Origin of the sequence: Candidatus Ichthyocystis sparus (assembly GCF_900078745.1) — a bacterium.
Classification (GTDB): Bacteria; Pseudomonadota; Gammaproteobacteria; order Burkholderiales; family 2013Ark19i; genus Ichthyocystis; species Ichthyocystis sparus.
This window is the reverse complement of sequence record NZ_FKII01000061.1, coordinates 178,874-198,326: the sequence shown is the minus strand read 5'-3', so window position 1 is coordinate 198,326 and position 19,453 is coordinate 178,874. Positions and strand designations below refer to the sequence as shown.

Here is a 19,453-nt window from a genome sequence, read left to right as displayed (position 1 = left end):
TAGTTAATTTGTCAGCACATCAATAGAAATATCGTGACCATCACGACCCTTTTGAACTAGTGAGATTTTCACAGGTTTAGACATCAATCGAGGGGGAATACCTTCCTCAAAATTCCTATAAACCCCAGCAATTGCAATCAACTCCGCTTCAAAACAAGTTGTGAATATCATGGAAGAAACATCACCAGAAGCTCCAGCTAAAGCTCGGCCACGCAATGGTGCATATATATGAATATTGCCGTCGGAAATTAGCTCAGAGCCTGCACTAGCCACGTTCAAAACAATAATATCCCCTCTACAATAAATTTGCTGACCAGAACGCACCGGCTTGTCAATGTTCATACTTTCTTTAATTGGCTGCTGATCACAAGATGTAACATCACCTATAACGTTCTTAGCTGCTTCCACATCATGATGTTGGCTTTTTATAAAATCCCTAACACCAGAACCGCAATCAACTACAGAAAGACCTGCACGAGCCGCCGAAGCACAGTGACTAGGATGAACACTTTTTGCGGCAAATGGTTTTAGTCCATGAGAACATAACAACCTTACAACTGCCATCCAATTTATACTAGCGTTGGATTCTATTCTAGACGTATCGATTATAGTAGGTTCATCTGAAAAAAAATCAGGGGTTTTTGACAACCTACGAACAAGAGCAGATTCTAAAAATATAATGTCCACTGTCTTTAAAACAGCTGTCACCACAGTAAGTACCGATCCCTTAAACTCTATATATTCCATACCACCACTCTGAAATGCCTTCAAAATACGCTCCACAAAAAATGATCCTAAGAGAAGATAGTAAACAAATACTATTCAAACAGAATGTCCCTTATTGCAAGTTAAAATAACTTTACAATGGTAATTTTGGGGTCAATAAATACAGCTCGTTTTGCTAAGCTAGAAGTCATTTCATACTTTCCTTCGAATACACGAGCAGCTAATTTAACGTCCAACGACTTAGCTAACTCAATCCAACTAGATGAGTCTGACAAAAACAGCGGCTTTGACAAAACATCGGACCTTACACCAGAATGTGTCCTCCTCTCAATCAAAACAGTTACAGACTCAACTCCCAATGGCGGATAGCCTAAAAACGGATTGATAATGTGACAATATCGAACACCCTTATAATCGAAATACCGGTGATAATTACCCGACGTTCCAATGGACTCACCATCGCGAAGCGGTATGATAGCAAAAGCACGCGCTAACCGAGGATCACGTATGCCAATTAACCAATTATTACCATTATTTTTCCCGATTGCTATAACGTTGCCACCTATATTTATCAAAGCATTCTTTATGTTGTGATGCTTCATAATATCAATCGCCCTGTCCAAAGCTAATCCTTTAGCATATCCACCGTCGTCTAGCGATACAAATCGATTACTAGAACGAACATATCCCCTATCATCAATCGACAAATCCCCCAAAGATGGCTTCTTCGAAAGCAAAAAACGAATGGATTTAGCAGATGGTACACATGGAACAAAACTAGAGGAATGAAATCCCCACAAATCTATCAAAAGACCTATAGCTGTGTTAAATAATCCTTTAGTTAATTTCTCGTAATATTGCATATCCTTTATCATAAAAACCATATCGGAAGATGCCTTGAACGGCTTACCTGCAGCAATATGTTCATTAAGAGATACCAGCTCGCTTGGCTTCTCCCACGGGTGAAATTGCCTATTGAGACGATCAAAATCATGCATAACTTCATCTATTGCCCAATTGGCCTGCTCTTTTGTAGCGTTGGAAACTATAACCTCTACCAAGGTCCCAAAAACAAAGGACTGACGCTCGGTAACATGGTTTGAATCACAGCTGGCCAGAAAAAAAAGAAGGACAAAAAAAGGACATAGCCAAACCCTTTTAATCATAATAATTCAGTCATAACAGCAAAAATGAAAGAGGTATTGGTAAAGAGCAGACGGATCGTCAATAATTTGAGCAGTTTTAATGACATCTTTGCGGTTTGACAGCATGGACCATTCCTTATAGATAGAAGATGTCTTATCACTACAAGTAGGAGGAGTCAAAACAAACAGAAAAAAAGACGCATAACGCCCACGGCGATCGAAAATTACTGGATCCTTTAGGCGAACAAGGCCACATAAAATTTCGGAAATTGATGCAATCACAGCATGCGGAATCGCCCATTCACAACCATCTGCAATAAGTGTAGAGCCTAATCTTTCTCTTTCAAACAAAGCAGGATACACCACATCCTTGGGAACCCCGAACCTATTTTCGAAGAAAATCCCCATTAATTCGAACAGTTTTTTTACGCTCCCCACCTCAACATTGATCAAAACATTAGCTGGTGGTAAAAGTTCTGACAACATGCTCATAACATTATGATTAACCCATTATCACAAAAATAATATACTCTCATTGAAGCGCAAATAGGCAATGAAATTCATTAATAGAGTACTCACGTATGCTAAGTTCAATAAAACTATTTTCGCACATAAAGAGAATACACCTATCAACCTTTATATCTCTGTGCACCCACATACTCATACTGTCCTTAGGGACAACATTTTTGGTTAGTAAAAAACAACGTTTCCATTCAGTAGAAGCAATAGTAATAAATACTAATGACAATACTACATCTCCCATGACTGCAAAATTTCAGGCACAAAAAAACAGCCATGGTGGTGGATCTACCACAGAGGGAAATAACATTATCCGTTCATTTGTACAATATGCACACAAAAACAGCGATGGCACACATAAAAAGCAGGAAAAATCATCTACCTCCACTTCAAACCTTTCCCATTGGGTAACAAGATCTTATTCCATGGATCTTGTTTTCATTTTGCCATCAACACATCCACGCGAGCAACATACAGGCCAAGGATATCTAAATGAAGATCTAAAAAAACTACTCAAGGCAATCAAAGCACAACTCCACAAAATGGTACAAGTAGAACAAAGTGAAAAAAAACGGCTGTTTGTAGGAATAACAGCAAAAAAAGCATCTCACGCAGAATACATAAATTCTATCGCTGAAAGAATTGAAAAAATAGGATCCAGTAATTTTCCAGTACAAGCACGAAATCACCCCTTCAGCATTATCGTAACCATATCCATACAACAAAATGGAACTCTTGAAAAAATAAGAATTGATAGGGGATCGGGAAGTAAATATCTGGATGAGTCTGCTTTAACAATCATACGCAAAGCCTTTCCGTCTTACCCATTCCCTCCTGACATAAGAAAAGACTACTCGGCTATTGACATGACCCGCACCATATACTTCGAACCCTGTACCACTGAACAACCCAAAAATAAACACCCAGGAATTAATACTGATAAAAATCAGTAGATATTTGGACGAGTTATATGTAGAATGCGGGAGGGTTTAGGTGTTGGACGCTTTGTAATGTAGGAGGTGTAGGGATGAGTGTCGAGATTGTAGTTAGGTTACCTATAAGCATCATACTGTGGTCGACCTGCACAAGGTAGAAACTCTTCTCGGTATTGACTGTGGGCTTAGGAGGACTGGCGTCTGTATTGGGAATACTCTAACTAAGACAACATCTCCGCTGGACACTATACACCACAAAAGTAGCCAAGACTTCCTGGATCAAGTGGGGCCGATAATCCAGTCCTGGCAGCCTCGGTTGATAGTAGTAGGCTATCCTATCGGAAACGAGATGATGATGAAGTATTGCAAATCAACAGCCCTATCCATGGAGGAATCATATTGTATCGCTTGCGTGCTGCATGAAGAAAATTTGTCATCATGGGAAGCAGAATCTTATCTAAAGCAGCAAATACGCATAGCAAAGAGCAATAAAGATCTAATAGACAAGGTTTCGGCCCAAATAATACTCCAATCTTTTATCAACGAGCACCTAAACTAGGATGAGTTAGAAGTGGAATACAACCTTATAATCTCTATCCATATAATTGCTGTAATAGCTTGGATGTCTTCTCTATTTTACTTGCCACGACTATTTGTATACCACAGCATAACAAAAGATAAACTAGGATATGATCTTTTTATAACTATGGAAAGAAGGCTGTATCGGATAATTTCGCTTCCTAGTATGATAGCTACATGGGTTTTTGGGTTATATGCGGCCTTGGTGGGCAATTGGTGGCACGCTCATTGGTTTCATGCAAAGATGTTGCTGGTCATAATATTGAGTATGTACCATGGCATGTGCGGAAGATTCATAAAAATTTTTCAAAATAGAAAAAACACCCACTCCGAACGCTTTTATCGCCTATTTAACGAAATTCCTACTATTCTCCTAGTTGGAATAGTTATGTTGGTAAAACTGAAACCATCTCTGTGACATCCAGGATGGTGGTGGTACACTAACAGTCTCATTGCCCTTTTCGCCTTTATAATCTAGTAGAACTAACTATTGATAAGTAATATATGGAATAGGAATGATAAAAACACCTTGTATAAACAAAACTGGCTTCACTCTCATAGAGTTACTTGTAGTTATTGTAATAATAGGATTACTAGCATCTTATGTCGGTCCTCGCTATTTCTCTCAACTGGAAAGATCAAAACATGAAACAACCAGGGCCCAAATGCAGGCCTTTGGTGAGGCACTGGATGCTTACAGGATAGATAACGGTTCATATCCATCTACAGAAGAAGGACTAGCAGCTCTAGAAAAAAATGTAGCAAACTTAAAAACGTGGTCTGGCCCTTATCTCAAAGAGGATATCCCTTCTGATCCATGGGGAAACGAATATATTTACAAGAGAACATCGGAAGAAAACTTCACTCTTTACTCCACTGGGGGAGGTACCGCAAATAGCGGTCAAGGAGATACCGATAAAAACATATATTATCAGTAGAGAAGATGCAGCCATTCACTGTTAAATTTAAAATAGGCACAGAAACTGGGAGTGATACAGTATTCGCTTCAAGTGAATCTGAGGCAGTTTTGCATGCCAAGTCTAGGGGATTGGACGTACTATACGTTACATCACAAGAATCATTAATAAATAACTCAAAAAAAAAATCATCTAACTTCGACGTTGCTATTTTTTGTGAGGAGCTACTCACACTTATAGAAGCTGGATTAACTATCAAAGAAACTCTAAGGACTCTCTACCTTAAAGAAAAAGAGTTATCACATAAACAAACACTTCAAGAAATCACAAGTGATCTAGAGCATGGCGTACCACTGTCTAATGCTTTGCAGAAACAATCCCATATCTTCTCCGACTTACTCATAGCATCGATCAAAGCAACTGAAAGAAGTGGCAACATAAGAGAAACTTTTGCAAGATACATAGAATACCAAAATAACATCGACACCATAGTAGCAAAAATCAAGTCAGCCAGTATATACCCTATAACAATCCTATCTATAGGATCACTAGTTATTCTATTCCTATTTAGCTATGTAATACCTAAATTTGCCAGTATTATTAAAGATGGATCCGGAAACGTATCTGGAGCTTCTTTAGTCGTTGTAAAAATAGGAAGCTTTGTCCACAATCACATAACACTTGTATATGCCAATGTAATTGCAATAGTGCTTTTAATAATATATGCCGTTAAAGACAAATCGTTTAGGAACAAGACAGTATCCATAGTATTAAATACAGGATTGATAAAGGAAAAGGTCAAAATATACCGTAGAGCCAAATTCTCACGTGCCCTAGCATTACTTTTAGAATCGGGAATAGATCTTCCTAGAGCACTACATCTATCATATAACATACTAAGTGAAGAAGAAAGAAACAACCTAACATCAGTTATAGAAGAAATAGAACAAGGTGGGTTACTATCATCTTCTTTGGATAAATACAATCTAAGTGATCCAATAACATCGTCTCTGGTATCAGTTGGAGAAAAATCAGGATCGTTGCCCAAAATGCTCCTAAAATCAGCAATATTTCATGAAAAATATTTCTCTCGTTGGATAGACAGAGCCACTAAAATTGCTGAACCCACGATAATGGTTGCGCTAGGAATCATAGTAGGGGGAATTTTGATACTAATGTACACCCCTATATTTGACCTAACTGGGTCAATAATGTAATAGGGACATAAATGGGCAATTCTAACATTAGTCTAGATACTCTTAGCAACTTGTCAAAACTAGGCTGGAAAAACGTTAAAGAAAAATATAGAGACAAGCCACCAATTGAGCTATCACGTACTCTTGGAAAAATGTTTGGATATAGTGTTCTATTGTTTGACGACCTTGTATCATGTGAACCAGATTTTGAAAAGCTAAGCTTTTCCTATTGTCTTTCCAAAGGTTGCATAATACAAAAAGATGCTGAAAAAAGGGTAATTTTATTTAATCCTTTTGATAAGGAACTAGTCAATTGGATACACTACTACCTTCCTGAACACCAGATTTACATATCACCAGAAAAAGATATAAAGGCTTACTTACACTGGTGTGAAAGTGAATTACGAGTTCTTACGGAAGTTGTTTCAGACTCTAATGAACAAGTAAAGGAGGACTCATCTGTAGTCAATCTATCCCTGTCGTCTGTAACTAGTGATCAAAACTTAATAGTAAGAACACTCAATTCTACCCTTTACGATGGCTTATCTTTATCAGCAAGTGACATTCATCTAGAGTCAAATGAGCATGGAATGTCAGTTAGATTCCGTATAGACGGATCTCTAATTTACGTTAGTTCTTTTGAAAGTAAAGAAATATCTCAGCAAATCATATCTCGCATAAAAATTTTATCTAACCTTGACACTACAGAACAAAGAATACCTCAAGATGGAAGATTCCGTGCTCGCATAAAAGATAGGGAAGTAGATTTTAGAGTATCGATTATGCCTAATAACTTTGGAGAGGACGCTGTTATTAGGGTGCTAGACAAACGCACATTTGAATCCAATCAGTCCAGCATATCTCTAAATAGCCTTGGGCTAGATCCAGAAATAATAGATATTATACGTATTCTCGGCAAACGTCCCTATGGCATGTTTTTGGTTACTGGTCCTACAGGATCGGGAAAAACAACAACACTATACGCATCATTAGAAGAAATAGACAATCGCGAACAAAAAATTATTACAATTGAAGATCCAGTAGAATATAGTCTAAAAGGTGTTTTACAGATACCGGTAAATGAGAAAAAAGGTTTAACTTTTGCTAATGGACTACGCTCTATTCTGCGGCATGATCCCGATATTATAATGGTAGGGGAAATACGGGACCATGGAACTGCACAAATAGCAATCCAGGCCTCACTTACTGGGCATCTAGTTTTAACTACAGTTCACGCTAATAATATTTTTGATGTATTAAGTCGCTTTCTTCACATGGGTATAGATAGCTATAATCTGGCTACTGCGTTAAATGGAATCATTGGACAGCGATTAGTGAAGAAACTTTGCCCTAATTGCAAACAAGAATACACACCAACAAAACAGGAAATAGAGGAATCAGGATTATCTACAGATGACATAAAAAACTCCCTTTACAAAAACGTTGGCTGTGGACAATGCCATGGATCTGGATATAAAGGAAGATATGCCTTGGCAGAAGGAATTATTTTCAATGATAAAATCAGAGATCTTGTTATAAATCATGCCTCTATTTCTCAATTAAAATTAGTTGCTAGAGAGAACAAATTCATCAGCATAAAAGATATGGCAATAAAAGCGCTTAACTCGGGACAAACAACTATTAGAGAGATCAGACGTGTCTACTAATATAAAGACCATATATGTTTCTTCCATGTATGTAGAAATATTAGGGACCGATAAAAAAATAATTTCTGATGAAAAAAATAAAATTCCGCAAATAGTAGAACATCTGTTAGAGGATAACAGCCTGCAACTCAAAGAGATTGACCTAATAATAGGGGCAGACATATCAGAACAACTTTTTGTGCCTTGGATATCTTCTATAGAAAATAACCCCTTTGTTATGATTGACAAATGGTGTAGCAATTTTTATGTTTCTCAAAAAAGAAATCTTATATCTTTTCAGAAAAAACTTATATCACGAAATTACAGGGAACCAATAGAATCTATATTTTTCTACGACGTTGAAAAAGAGTTGTTATCTATTCTAGATAAAAATAATATATCCATTAGAAATATATACATATCATGGCTACATTCTTGTGTAGACAACAGCAATCACTTATCTGTTATGGTTGAACAAAACACTCTAACTTCAGTATATTGGAAGAATAGATATATTTGTGCGGTGTATCAAGAAAAAATTATGTCTACATCGACCAATCCGTTGCCTATATTTATAAAGCGCTCATTCTTGCAAATGAATATTAATGACAATATTACTTCTATACATATTTCATACTTACAGCATCAAGAATTAATTATGTCTGGTATTGAAGATAGTTCAATAAAACAAGCCCATACAAAATCTATATCTGGTAAAAATATACCTTATTACTATAGAATAAACAATTCATTAGAAAATAACAAAAAAAGGAGTACTTTCATGGTAGCTGCGAGTATTCTAATTTTGTCTCTGTTTTATATATACTCTGTTAGAACATACATTAACCTAATTAATCGACAATCTATCCAATTAAATACGCCGTCACCAACAATTAGGAAAGCAAAAACAGAAATACTGCAGTGGATGTTCAAGTCAAAATTCAATCTATTGTCTATATACCAAAAAATAAAACCCAAGAAAAATATACATATTAATATTAATAGATTAAGTATCAAGAACCCAAACTTTTATCATTTAGAAGGTACGACACCATCTTTGGAAGATTTGAATTCTTATATCAAATCCCTACAAACTCAGTTTCCAAAACTTTCTGTACATTTAGATAAATATTCACTAGAAAAATCACGGCAATTTGTAATTAGCATAGGCAATCAAAATGAATAATACCTATTTTTCAAAACATTACTTGCTATGGTTAACATATCGTCAACTGCAAAAACTTACAGGAAGTAATTTAACTGCAGCAGTATTGATTTTGATATCTATATTTATAATATCTTTATCATCTCTGTACTTAGCAAATAATCTAAAAAATGTAAAATCAACCAATACAGCCTCTGGGCATTACTTTGGCACTAAAGTAGATTTTATGAAAGACTTTGCAAAAATAAGTAATGAAAACAAACTTATTCATAATATTCTAAAGACATATGATCATATAGACATAAAAAAGCTGTCCAACACCAATAACTATCAATATAGCCCCAAGGATTTGTATAACAAAACTGAGGTAAGCTTGTATTTTGATGTTTTTGCAGCAGATGCACAAAAAATTGCAGCTACCATACTAGACATTTCTCCTCTGATTGTACTAGATAGTGTTAGTTTTAGTAGAATAACCAACCGTATTGACTCCAATCCTATAATTAACGTTAAAATGGATTTAACACTCATTACAAATAGATCACTTAAGGTATGAAAAAAGCTGTCACTTACATCTCTTTAATCAGCATTGCTGCTGCTTACTGTGCTTACAATGTAATAATCAAACCCCAACATGAGACACACTACAAAAAGGATAGCAACACTGTGATTAAAACAAAGTATGAACCAACAACCTCAACATGGTCAGATACGCTTAATATTTTCTCTAGCAATAATCTAAAGCCATCACAAACAGAGAAAAATACGGTTGGTAAAATATTTAAACCCAACGCTGTTATACTGGAGCAGCCAATACCGTACAAATACATTGGCAAAATGATATATGAAAACACTCAGTATATCTTTCTCGAGTATAACAATCAAACAATAGTAGTAAAAGAAGGAAATATACTCCCTGGTAACTATAGGTACGATTACCTAGAGAAAAACAAGCTTATTTTTACAGACATGCGGGACTTCTCAAAAAGAGAAATAACCATCGGAGCTGAGACGTGAATAGAAATGTATTTAAAATATTTTTACCTATTTCAATTATTATTATTTCACAAGGATGTGCTACTGATTCAGCAAGTAATGATTACATACAAGCTAAAAATATTCTTTCTTTTTCACGCAATCAAGAAGATGCTATTCCTCATCTTAAAAAAGCGCTGGATAAAGAGCCAAACAACAATGAATTTATAACAGTATATTGGGATACTTTAGAACGCGTATCTAAACAAAAAACTAGAGAAGCTTTTCTACTCATAAAGGAAAAAAAATATGAAGAAGCAGAAAAGAAAATAGAAAAAATAAAAGCCATATACCCCCAATATCATCAGTTATCTAACATTATTAAATTTCTTGAGGTATCTAAAAATAATGATCTTGAACTAGAGCAAGCAATAAAATTTTATTATTCCAGACAATATGAGCAAGCTCAGGAAATATTAAATAACATACTATCACATTCTCCAGATGATGCAGAAACTAGGCATTGGTTAGAAAAAACTCAAAAGGCAATGCTAAGTCTTAGTAGCGACAAAAATGAAATAAACAGAATGCTTGACAGAAAAATAAGCATTGACTACAAGAATGTAACAACACAAATAATACTAGATAATATATCTAAAGTAACTGGCATTAATTTTTTCTTTGATAGAGAAGTTCGTTTGGAAAATGTTGAAAACATTGTATCAAAAGACAATTCAGTAAGAGACACCCTTGCTGTAATTTGTCTTTCAAATAATCTTAGGATGAAAATATTGAATAACAATTCAATCATATTCTTCCCAGATGTTCCAGACAAAATAAGAAAATATGAATCTCTAGCTATTAGAACTTTTCATATAACTAAAGGCAACATTACTAAAATAGCTGAAAGCATAAGAAACATATTACATGTAACAGACTTAAGTATGGACGAAAAGTCAGGGTATCTTATTGTACGTTCAACACCAGATACTATTGGTGCAGTAGAGCATCTAGTTTCAATAGAAGATCAAGAATCACCTGAGGTTGAACTTGAGCTTGAAGTTCTAGAAGTATCTCATAATGATGCTCGTGCTCTAGGAATTGAATGGCCCAATGATCTATCTTTTTCAGTAATATCTTCAGGAAAAACTGCATCTACTACTTTAGACAAACTACTTGATATAAGTAAATCTGACATTATGGTTAGTGGTCTACAAGGATCAGTTGCAGCCAGTGAATCCATAGGACACTCAAGTTTACTTGCTGATCCACGCATTAGAGTAAGAGATAGTGAAAAAGCAGAAATACAAATAGGGGAACGATTACCATTAAAAAGCTCCTCAACAACGTCAACTGGGGTAATATCAGATTCAGTTAGTTACATAGATGTTGGTCTTAAATTAGAAGTTAGCCCAAAGATATCATTCGATCAAAACGTAACTATAAACTTAAAATTAGAAGTAAGTAGCATGCTCTCAAAGCAGGATCTTGGAAATGGCTCATTTGGATATGACATTGGTACTAGAAATGTATCCACTACACTTCGTCTAATGAATAATGAAACTCAAATTTTAGGTGGATTACTTAAAAATACCAAAAGCCATAGTGACGCAGGATATCCAGGAATAGAAAGAATACCTTTATTGGGATATTTATTTGGCAAAAAATCATATTCCGAGGAGCAAAATGAAATCATATTGGCTGTCACACCTCATATAATTCATCCGGTATCTGCTATAAGCAGGTTAGACCAAAACTTTTCCTCTGGAACAGCATCTAATGTCCAATTAAACGCTTCTTACATAAACTATAAAAAAGTCAGTAGCTCAAAAACTAAAATAACGCCAGAAACAGAAAAAAGGCATGAAGATTTGGCAACCACTACGGTAAATAAAAATTATGTAACAACAAATAGTATCAATAATAATGAAGAAACATCAAAAACCAAGCAAGAAAAGGATTTATCTGATACAAATGAAAGCAAACCATCTTCTACAGTGACAAAAGGATGCTCTATTAGTTATTCTGTATCTGACACTGGCAAAATTTTACTAAGTAGATCCACTTCAGATAGACATATTTGGAACTTAATCTTAGAAAATATTCCTGAAAACATGAAAAACCTTATTATTTACATATGGATTGACAAAAGCAAAATAAACTTTATTAAGCTTCTACCAGGTTCCATAGCTACTATAAACGAGCCAGATGCTAATATAGAGCAAAATAGTATTACTCTCAAACTAGCAGCTATAACCGGGTTCCATTTACCTAAAGATGGCATAGCAACTCAAATAAAATTCAATTCTGATTTTTGCACTGATGGCATAAGGATAGACAAGATAGAACAAAATGTTTAGCATAAGATCTGGATTTACCATAGTCGAAGCTATCATAACTGCTCTCATACTTGGTATAGTTGCCGGTATGGTCCTAGATCAGAAACAAGTAGTAGTAAAAAGAAATAGAGAACAAGAGCTGCGCAGAGCTTTGATACAAATTCGTAGTGCTATAGACAAATATAGGGAAGCTGTATCCCAAAAAATAATTATTCAGGATGAATCTATTCCTCCATACCCACCATCTCTTAGTATATTGGTAAGAGGAGTAAAAACTGTTAATGAAAAGACTATATATTTCTTACGTCGCCTTCCTAGGGATCCATTCAATAATGAGCCCATGGAAAAAGATGAAGAAACATGGAATATACGTTCCTCAACATCTCCTCCTGGAGAATTTTCAAAAGGTAAGGATGTATATGATGTTTCCTCGAAAAGCGAAGAAATAGGACTAAACGGAATACCTTATAAAGACTGGTAAAAATGAAAAAAGGGTTTACATTCGTAGAACTTTTAGCGGTTATGGTTATTATTTCCCTATTAGCTTCGATAGCTGTTCCACGGTACCACTATGCTATAGAAAAAGCCAAGGTTAGTACGCTAAAGCAAGATTTATTTATATTACGTAAAGTAATAGACGAATATTACTCAGATAAAGGATTCTACCCCAAAAGTGTAGCGGCTCTTGAAGAAGAGAATTATATAAGATCAGTACCAATAGATCCGATAATTAATAGTAAATATTGGAATGAAATTAGAGTAAGCAGTGATATTAACTCCGGTGTTACGGATGTAAGAAGTAGTGCTCAAGGAAGGTCATATGAAAATATTATGTACAGCGATTATTAACAATAATAAGGGAACAATTTACATTTTTTTACTTATAGCTATAACCATAATAGCTATAACTTACAGATCAATATTTGAAATCATATACACTAAAACAATGAGAGAAAAAGAAGCATATCTTATTTATATTGGTGACAGATTCCGTGCAGGACTAAAGGAATACTACGAATGGCATGGACTTAACCAATACCCATCATCATTGGATAACTTAATTCTAGACAAAAGACCTCTTAAGCCTGTTAGTCACTGGAGAAAAGTATACTACGACCCAATTACAAGCAGCAAAGATTGGGGAATAGTTAAGATACATGACCGCATAGCTGGAATTTACTCCAAAAGCAAAATGCCCCCTATAAAGAAATCAAACTTCTCTGAGGAAGATTCATCATTCACTCAGGCCAAATCTTATCAGGACTGGAAGTTCACTTATCCTAAAGATATGAAATTATTACCCAGAGCGACAGGCAACGATTGACGAAAATCACTATTTTATTTGTGCTTTTCAAGAATTGAAATAATGATCAAGATACTCTAGTCTCATGTACAACCAAAAACAAAAACAAAATGAAAATTTCAGACATTTTAGGGTTCATGGTTCGCAATAATGCGTCAGATCTGCATATATCCTCTGGAGACATGCCTATTCTTAGGATAAATGGGGACATTAAAAGAATTAATAGTACCATCTTAAGCAGTGAGGAAGCCAAAAGTATAATTTATGAGTCAATGAGTGAAAAACATAGAAAAAAGTTTGAAGAGCATCTGGAGTTAGATTTTGCGTATGAACTGGATGGTATAGGCAGATTCCGCGCTAACGTATTCATGCAGGCAAGAGGAATATCGGCAGTCTTCCGTAACATTCCAACAGAAATTAAAAGCCTAGAGGATCTAGAATCACCTGAAGTAATAAAAAAAATATCTCTTAATGAAAATGGGTTAGTATTGGTTACTGGTCCCACTGGTTCCGGTAAATCTACCACTCTAGCGGCTATGATTGATTATATAAATAAGAATTGCCCATCACATATTTTAACTATTGAGGATCCAATTGAATTTATTCACTCTAATAAAAAATCCCTAATTTCTCAAAGGGAACTAGGAACTCACACGTTGTCCTTCAACCATGCACTTAAGGCCGCTCTTCGTGAAAATCCTGATGTTATTCTTGTAGGTGAAATGCGTGACCTAGAAACCATCCGACTTGCGCTAACAGCAGCAGAAACTGGCCACTTGGTTATGGGTACCTTGCATACTGTATCTGCAGCAAAGACCATCGATCGCATAATTGATATTTTTCCACCTGAAGAAAAAGAGGTAACGAGAACAATACTATCTGAGTCACTGCGGGCGGTAATTTCACAAAAGCTAGTCAAGAACAAAAATTTGGACGGCAGGGTATCGGTGCAGGAAATACTAATTGGCACCCATGCTATTAAAAATCTAATTAGGGAAAACAAGGTATCACAAATAATTGGAACTATGCAGGTTGGTCAACAACATGGAATGCAAACCATTGATCAGGCCATTGAAAGACTTTTAAAACTAGGAAAAATATCTCAACAATCTTTGAGCAAGAGCTAATCATTATGAAAAAAAAGTTCGCTATTATTGAAAACTCACAAAAACAGTCCAGGAAGAAGGCTATATTTGATTATATTATTGAAAAAAGCAATATAAATTTGTGCACTGAGTCCATGTACTGTGATAAGGATGGTTTTCAAGATCTTATTGATTCTCTAAGATCTAGCAACTACTACGGGGCTCAAGTTTCATCATCATTTAAAACCCATGCTTTCTCAGTTGCTGACCTAACTACAGAACGTGCTATTTCATGCAAAATGGCCAACACCCTAACATTTTCAGATGGCAGAATTTATGCTGATAACACATATGGACATAGTATAGTATCAGACATAGAAAACAATCTAGGCATAACTTTATCTGAAAAAAAAGTAATAATAATTTCTAGCAATAATAATATGTTCACCTGCCTATTAAGCGAAATAGAAAAAAGGGACATAAAACAAATTTTTCTTGCCAGTCGTTCACCGGAAAAAATAAGTAGTATACTAGAAGAAAATGATCAATTATCGCCACATACTTTTTCGATACACATTGATGATATTGAGGGATTATTTGATGTAATCATTAATACCACTAATGTTATATTCTCTGAAAAAAATAACCCGTTTTCCACAAGGCATTGGGCTAAGGGAGCCTTAGCATATGACATTAATATATCTGGTAGTGAATATAATCATTTTTTAGAATCAGCAAAATCAGAGAACATAACAACTAGAGATGGTACTGGATTTATGATAGAACAAGCAGTAGAATCCGTATCTGTTTGGGTAGGAGAAAAGATAGAAAGATCATTTGTAAAAGAATTGATAGAGTCAATTACGAATAAAACTTCGTCATCAGAAAACGTCACTACAATAATTAAATTATTAAACGATAGACAGCAAGCTCAGCAATCAATATAGTGGTATTTCTAATATTAATTAAATAAATGTATTTTGGTATTTGTATACGTAAATAACTATGGCCCCAACAATAAGTATCAAGTAAAAATTATTTAAATATCACACAAATATTAAGGAACTCTAGATAAATAAGGTTTGAAAGTAGATAACGACGGTATGTCTCTCATAAATGATGTTATCTTAACACTGTGGCTTGTATGGTTTAATTTTTTATCCAATATGAGCTTGTATATACAGGCGTTAGCTAAAACATTTTTAACGTATCTACGGGTTTCAGCAAATGGAATGGTTTCTATGTATATTGTAGCTGGCAATAGTGTTTCTTGGTCTCTCCACAAACTAGCCCTGTTAGGTCCGGCATTGTAGGCAGCAGTAGCTAAAATAATAGACTTAGAAAAAGCCCCGTAAATCCAATGAAGGTAAGCCGATCCCAGTATAATATTAATCGCAGGATCAACAATTTCTCTGCTGTGCTCCTTTTCAAATAAATGAAACTTCCTGGATACAACAGATGCTGTGTGCGGCATGACCTGCATTATACCCATTGCACCGGCTGCCGATACAGCTTTTTCCATAAACCTACTTTCTTGCCTAGCAACACCATAAACCCACGAAGGATCAATATGAAATCTCTTTGCTGTAGACATAACTGTATCAAAGTACGGCAACGGATATCTTAACATGAACCCTTTGTAATAATGAACCATACTGGCGCTTTGAATACATAACCCCAACATTCCATAATCTCGAGCCAAATATGAAGCGGTCAATAACTGGCTATCTGAAAGATTATTAGTGATCCAATTCCATTCTTTAATTGCCAAATTTAAATAACCTGCTCTATGTAATAAAATAGCCCTTTTTATTGATTTATTACTTAGTAACGACTGATAATATTTTTCATCTAAAACAATCTCTTTATTTTCAGGCAAAAAAACCTTAGTATGCAAAGCCTCTCGTGCTAAGAACGAATAGTAATTATACTTACCAGCTATTTTTTTCCAAAGTGCCTCAGATTCTTGTTTATGGCCCAATGACATTAATGCATACGCCTTCCAGTATACCCACACATCTTGATGTGACAAGGATTTTGGCATGTCATCTATAACTAAAATTAGCTGCTTCCAATTACGCTCACGTAAAGCTGTACGTGCTAGCCATTCTTGCAGATAATGTGGAAGACCTTTCTGCACCCTAACTTTCTTGAACCAAAACATGGCATCTTTACGATGTTGCCTAGAAGATTGATAGCTGTACTGAGAAATTAAGTAATCTTTTTGTGATGGCAAAAAAGTAGTTCGTGCCATAAATCTGTACCATAGGTGAACAGCTTGATCAAATTTTTTGGATGACAAATAACTCAATGCCATAATGATACATTCTTTTTCTAATCGTGAATAACTTCTTGAGATTGATAGCATACGAATCAAAAAAATGTCAGGGTACAAACGAATTTTTTTTATCTGATAAACAGAAAGTGGGCTATCAAAAGTAATAAACAAAAACTCTCTTAGAAGATCTATGTTGCCTTCATCAAATAGAACATGTACCTGCTTGGAAACATAATCTTCTGAAATAGCTTTGCTCTTGAATAGAAAATCAACTAAAAAATAACATTCCCTATCCAAGTCTCCGTAGGCCATTTTTTCTTGTATTGGGCTAATAAAATCCCAATAGGAGGATTTTTTAGATTTCACCTTCCATGACCAGTAAACACACTGCGAACCGTAAGATGGAAATTTGAGACGTCTGTAGTACTTTTCAATTATAGCGCCATACGTACCCCGCTTTGATAGCTCCTTTATCCATGCCTCTATAAGATCTTGAGTTAAGACTTCATTGGGGTATATGTTAATAAACTTGTCAATATCATAAGAACTAGCATTACTTATATCACCTACTATAGACCAAAAATCTGGATAAATTTTTAATGCACTCTTTCTCAAATTAATAGAATCTTGTTTCAATAGGTGTCTATCTTTAGGGTTATTATTATGATAATACGCTTCACGTATGGCACTAACCTGTGGCTCTTCATCACTCAACGAAAGATAGCCTGCCGTTATCATTATGGGAAAAAAAAGAAAAAAAGCAGCAAAAGTAGCTCTAGTCATGCAGTGTACCATTTTAACAAACTCTACTTTACGAACTACATGTATACAGTAAAAAGCCTGTTACTGTTTACTGCGCTATCACAAAATTAGCACGGCCATCTATCTAACTAGAAAATATAAGTATCGCGCACCTAAATTACCTACAAATTAACACTTGCCACAGGTAAAGCCCAATATTAGACTGATCTACCAACACTAATCAAATAAGACCCTATATCGGACAATGGAACTAATTTACTTGATCTAGATGATCTGCATTGATACTCCACACTATTTACCTCAATAGTAGCTTGGCTAACAATCAGCCTATCTGGAATACCAATAAGATCTGCATCATTCAACTTTATTCCAGGTCTAGATTGCCTGTCATCGTACAAAACTTCTATGGATAAAGAACAAAGTTCATTATACAAATTCTCAGCTACCTCAATGACCCTGTTGCTAGAACTAAGCCCTATTGTGATGATAATAACCTGAAACGGAGCAATCGCTCTGGGCCATATAATTCCTTTATCATCATGCGATTGCTCAATAATAGCGGCTAAAGCACGAGAAATTCCTATACCATAGCAACCCATGAATAATTCTTCTTTTTTCTGTTCCTCGTTAACAAAAGAACAGGACATAGCACGTGAGTACTTCTTCTCTAATTGAAAAATATGTCCTAACTCTATCCCTCGACAAAAGTGAAGTGGCCCACTAAGATCTGGTGACAAATCCCCTTCAACAACCTTTCTTATGTCTGCAAAAACTATTCCAGATATGTCGCGCCTTATATCTACATTTGTCCATAAAAAACCGTCTTTGTTAGCACCACAAACTACAGGACCAGAGTGATACAGTAATTTATTATCAGCTATTATGGTGGCTTTATCAGGCGATGGATATGGTCCTATGAAATCAGGTGAACAAAAATAAATCTTTTCGATTTCATCAGGTGACAAAAATTTCCAATCTAATCCAATACCTTCTATATGGGAAATTTTAGTTTCATTTATCTCATCACCACTAGCAAGAAGAAGAAAAAATAAATTTTCACCAGAACTCACAACTTTAGTTCTTATATTAGCCTCAGTACCAACATCAACTGACACTAGGACCGGGTCACCAACAACATCTTTAAATTCATCATTAGGCTCGTACGAACAGGTAGCTAGCTCTATGTTAGCAGCGTAATCTGAATTTTTAGAGTACACGAGTATATCTTCCCCGCAATCGGCCATAGCATGAAATTCATGAGAATACTTTCCCCCTATAGAACCTGTATCAGCATGAACAACACAATATTTAATACCCAGGCGACTGAATATATTATTATATGCCGAATACATATTGTCGTACGAGTTATTCATTCCCTCTTCATCTTTGTCAAAAGAATAACCATCTTTCATCAAAAATTCACGTGCCCGAATAACACCAAAACGAGGACGAATCTCATCTCTAAATTTAGTAGCAATTTGAAAAACTACTATCGGCAGCTGCTTATAACTCCTAATTTCTTTTCTCATTAAATCAGTAATTACCTCTTCGTGCGTTGGAGCAAAACAGAAATCCCTGAGATGACGATCTTTTATCTTCAACATCTGGGGACCAAAATCATCCCAACGACCAGTTTGTTGCCATAATTCTGCGGGTTGAATACATGGCATAATAATCTCTTGAGCCCCGATAGATAACATCTCTTCACGAATAATGCTCTGTATTTTGAGCAAAACTCTCATGCCCAAAGGTAAAAATGTATAAAGCCCAGACCCAACCTGACGAATCATCCCAGAACGCAACATAAGTTGATGACTAACCAATTCTGCATCAACTGGAACTTCCTTAATTGTTGGAAAAAACAAATTAGAACAACGCATACA

The 19,453-nt window shown here is 35.4% G+C and carries 20 protein-coding genes; 15 read left to right on the top strand and 5 right to left on the bottom strand.

The window, feature by feature from the left end; all coding sequences use genetic code 11:
- Positions 1-3: 3 nt before the first annotated feature.
- The 3 genes from minC to A6733_RS06580 all read right to left on the bottom strand — a co-directional run bounded on the left by minC (position 4) and on the right by A6733_RS06580 (position 2,363).
- Entirely contained in the window at positions 4-771 is a 768-nt protein-coding gene (minC, locus tag A6733_RS06590; protein ID WP_139057452.1) for a septum site-determining protein MinC, read from the bottom strand.
- A gap of 77 nt (positions 772-848) precedes the next feature.
- The gene (locus tag A6733_RS06585) at positions 849-1,892 is read right to left on the bottom strand and encodes an FAD:protein FMN transferase (RefSeq protein WP_092403175.1); all 1,044 of its coding nucleotides are present in this window, start codon (positions 1,890-1,892) and stop codon (positions 849-851) included.
- A 6-nt stretch (positions 1,893-1,898) separates the two neighbouring features.
- Entirely contained in the window at positions 1,899-2,363 is a 465-nt protein-coding gene (locus A6733_RS06580) for a PTS sugar transporter subunit IIA (protein ID WP_092403177.1), read from the bottom strand.
- Positions 2,364-2,557: 194 nt separating this feature from the next.
- Here A6733_RS06580 and A6733_RS06575 point away from each other — a divergent pair, with 194 nt between their 5' ends.
- The 15 genes from A6733_RS06575 (at position 2,558) to A6733_RS06505 (ending at position 15,477) form a co-directional block, all read left to right on the top strand.
- Entirely contained in the window at positions 2,558-3,343 is a 786-nt protein-coding gene (locus tag A6733_RS06575; protein WP_175330524.1) for a TonB family protein, read from the top strand.
- A 118-nt stretch (positions 3,344-3,461) separates the two neighbouring features.
- Positions 3,462-3,884 carry a Holliday junction resolvase RuvX gene (gene ruvX, locus A6733_RS06570; RefSeq protein WP_092403181.1) on the top strand — a complete coding sequence of 141 codons (423 nt, stop codon included), beginning with the start codon at positions 3,462-3,464 and terminating at the stop codon, positions 3,882-3,884.
- Between the two features lie 12 nt (positions 3,885-3,896).
- Positions 3,897-4,322, top strand: a complete 426-nt coding sequence (locus A6733_RS09885) for a CopD family protein (protein ID WP_092403183.1) — start codon at positions 3,897-3,899, stop codon at positions 4,320-4,322.
- A gap of 97 nt (positions 4,323-4,419) precedes the next feature.
- Entirely contained in the window at positions 4,420-4,842 is a 423-nt protein-coding gene (gspG, locus tag A6733_RS06560; protein WP_092403185.1) for a type II secretion system major pseudopilin GspG, read from the top strand.
- 5 nt (positions 4,843-4,847) lie between these two features.
- Positions 4,848-6,038, top strand: coding sequence for a type II secretion system F family protein (locus tag A6733_RS06555; RefSeq protein WP_092403187.1), 1,191 nt, complete (start codon positions 4,848-4,850; stop codon positions 6,036-6,038).
- An 11-nt stretch (positions 6,039-6,049) separates the two neighbouring features.
- On the top strand, positions 6,050-7,684 hold the full coding sequence (locus A6733_RS06550) for a GspE/PulE family protein (protein ID WP_092403189.1): 1,635 nt from the start codon (positions 6,050-6,052) through the stop codon (positions 7,682-7,684).
- The gene (locus A6733_RS06545) at positions 7,674-8,849 is read left to right on the top strand and encodes a hypothetical protein (protein ID WP_092403191.1); all 1,176 of its coding nucleotides are present in this window, start codon (positions 7,674-7,676) and stop codon (positions 8,847-8,849) included. Before A6733_RS06550 ends, A6733_RS06545 begins: the two co-directional genes overlap by 11 nt.
- On the top strand, positions 8,842-9,384 hold the full coding sequence (locus A6733_RS06540; RefSeq protein WP_092460701.1) for a hypothetical protein: 543 nt from the start codon (positions 8,842-8,844) through the stop codon (positions 9,382-9,384). The genes A6733_RS06545 and A6733_RS06540 overlap by 8 nt, the downstream gene beginning before the upstream one ends.
- A complete protein-coding gene (locus tag A6733_RS06535; protein ID WP_092403195.1) occupies positions 9,381-9,845 on the top strand; it encodes a hypothetical protein in 465 nt (154 codons plus the stop codon). The genes A6733_RS06540 and A6733_RS06535 overlap by 4 nt, the downstream gene beginning before the upstream one ends.
- Entirely contained in the window at positions 9,842-12,163 is a 2,322-nt protein-coding gene (locus A6733_RS06530) for a type II secretion system protein GspD (protein ID WP_092403197.1), read from the top strand. Before A6733_RS06535 ends, A6733_RS06530 begins: the two co-directional genes overlap by 4 nt.
- Positions 12,156-12,623 (top strand): type II secretion system protein, encoded by a 468-nt coding sequence (locus A6733_RS06525; protein WP_242641456.1) that lies wholly within the window; start codon positions 12,156-12,158, stop codon positions 12,621-12,623. Before A6733_RS06530 ends, A6733_RS06525 begins: the two co-directional genes overlap by 8 nt.
- Positions 12,624-12,625: 2 nt before the next feature.
- Positions 12,626-12,991 carry a type II secretion system protein gene (locus A6733_RS06520; RefSeq protein ID WP_092403199.1) on the top strand — a complete coding sequence of 122 codons (366 nt, stop codon included), beginning with the start codon at positions 12,626-12,628 and terminating at the stop codon, positions 12,989-12,991.
- Positions 12,963-13,466 carry a hypothetical protein gene (locus tag A6733_RS06515; RefSeq protein WP_092403201.1) on the top strand — a complete coding sequence of 168 codons (504 nt, stop codon included), beginning with the start codon at positions 12,963-12,965 and terminating at the stop codon, positions 13,464-13,466. The genes A6733_RS06520 and A6733_RS06515 overlap by 29 nt, the downstream gene beginning before the upstream one ends.
- An 89-nt stretch (positions 13,467-13,555) precedes the next feature.
- A complete protein-coding gene (locus A6733_RS06510) occupies positions 13,556-14,572 on the top strand; it encodes a type IV pilus twitching motility protein PilT (RefSeq protein WP_092403204.1) in 1,017 nt (338 codons plus the stop codon).
- 5 nt (positions 14,573-14,577) lie between these two features.
- Complete coding sequence (locus tag A6733_RS06505; RefSeq protein WP_092460699.1) at positions 14,578-15,477, top strand: hypothetical protein; 900 nt, start codon at positions 14,578-14,580, stop codon at positions 15,475-15,477.
- A gap of 110 nt (positions 15,478-15,587) precedes the next feature.
- On the opposite strand, the gene A6733_RS06500 is transcribed toward A6733_RS06505, so the two are convergent.
- Entirely contained in the window at positions 15,588-17,591 is a 2,004-nt protein-coding gene (locus A6733_RS06500) for a lytic transglycosylase domain-containing protein (protein WP_175330486.1), read from the bottom strand.
- Between the two features lie 176 nt (positions 17,592-17,767).
- Complete coding sequence (locus A6733_RS06495; RefSeq protein ID WP_092403302.1) at positions 17,768-19,450, bottom strand: proline--tRNA ligase; 1,683 nt, start codon at positions 19,448-19,450, stop codon at positions 17,768-17,770.
- Positions 19,451-19,453 lie beyond the last annotated feature (3 nt).